1 protein-coding gene is annotated in these 1,513 nt (G+C 60.7%); it reads left to right on the forward strand.

What is annotated here, in order from left to right:
* The first annotated feature begins 67 nt into the window (after window positions 1-67).
* The gene (locus tag C5L12_RS27665) at window positions 68-1,459 is read left to right on the forward strand and encodes an IS1182 family transposase (RefSeq protein ID WP_105375168.1); all 1,392 of its coding nucleotides are present in this window, start codon (window positions 68-70) and stop codon (window positions 1,457-1,459) included.
* Window positions 1,460-1,513: the final 54 nt, after the last annotated feature.

Raw genomic sequence — 1,513 nt, forward strand, 5'->3', positions numbered from 1 at the left:
CAGGCTGTGTGGAAACGATTGGCAAATCAGTTAAGATGGCCACCTCGGGATCGGGGTGGCCATTTTCATGGGATATATTTTCGGTTTGGATCGGGAGCAGGCATCGCTTTTGCCAGCTCGGATTGAGGATTATGTAGCGGCCGATGCGGCTGTTCGGGTGATTGACGCTTTTGTCGATGGCCTTGATCTGGCGGTGCTTGGCTTTAGCCGTGCCGCCCCGGCTTTGACCGGGCGGCCCGGCTACGATCCACGCGATCTGTTGAAGCTTTACGTCTGGGGTTACTTCAACGAGGTGCGCTCTTCCCGGCGTCTGGAACGTGCTTGCCGGCGGGATGTCGAGGCCATGTGGCTGCTGCGCCGGCTCGCGCCTGACTTCAAGACGATCGCCGATTTCCGCCGTGATAATGGGGCCGGGATTGTTGGCACATGCCGTGCCTTCGTGCTCCTTTGCCGGGATGCCGGATTGTTCTCGGCCCGGCTTGTGGCTCTGGACGGCTCGAAGTTCCGGGCGGTCGCCAGCGCGAAGAAGGTTGTCGACCGTCAAGGCATCGAACAAGAGGCTGCTCGTCTTGATGGCAGGATTGCTGCCTATCTTGCTGGATTGGACGATGCCGATGCGGCTGAACCCGACGATGCGCCGGAAGCGGTTGCGGCGGCGCTCGCTGCCCTTCGAGCCCGCCGGGCAGAACTCGACAGGTTGGCTGCGCGATTAGACACAGAAGATCGCAATCTCATCGTCGAAGGCGAGGAAGATGCCCGTCCCATGGGCTCTGGCCGCGGCCCTAAGCCCCCCGGCTATAACATGCAAAGCGTCGTCGATGCCGGGACCGGCATGATCGTGCATCACGAGGTGACCGATGAACCGAACGACCGGCGTCAGCTTCATCCGATGGCCACAGCCACGAAGGAGAGCCTGGGTCTCGATACCCTCACCGTCGTGGCCGACAAGGGATACGACAATGGCGAGCACGCCAGCGCTTGTGAACGCGATGGGATCGTCGCTTGTGTTCCCTCCCAGCGCTCGGTCAACAATCAGGGTGACGGCACGCTATTTGACCGAACAGCTTTTATCTACGAGCCGGAGACGGACACGCTCGTCTGCCCGGCTGGCCGAACGCTGGTACGCAAGCAGCTTCATCGCCAAAAGCGCAACGTGACCTATGCCTCGCCGGATTGTTCCGGCTGTGCGTTGAAGAACCAATGCACCACCGCCGAACGGCGTTTGGTCAAGCGCCATCTCGACGACGACGCGCTCAATCGCATGACCGCGCGCGCTACGCCGGAGAGGATGAGAGCCAGACGGTGCGCCGTGGAACATCCCTTCGGCACGATCAAACGAAAAATGGCCGGTGGACGCTTCCTAACCAGAGGCCTCAAGGCAACGAGGACCGAAATGGCCCTCTCTGTCCTCGCCTACAACATCCTCCGCGCGATCAATATCAACACCGCCACCTCATGAAACCAAAAAGAGGCCCCGGTCATCCGGAGCCTCCAATCGTTTCCACACAGCCTG

This window comes from Neorhizobium huautlense, assembly GCF_002968575.1.
Taxonomy (GTDB): domain Bacteria; phylum Pseudomonadota; class Alphaproteobacteria; order Rhizobiales; family Rhizobiaceae; genus Neorhizobium; species Neorhizobium huautlense.

What these genes read in the sequence shown, in the direction of transcription:
- C5L12_RS27665 (WP_105375168.1), top strand. Translation starts at nt 68, where the DNA reads ATGGGATATATTTTCGGTTTGGATCGGGAGCAGGCATCGCTTTTGCCA.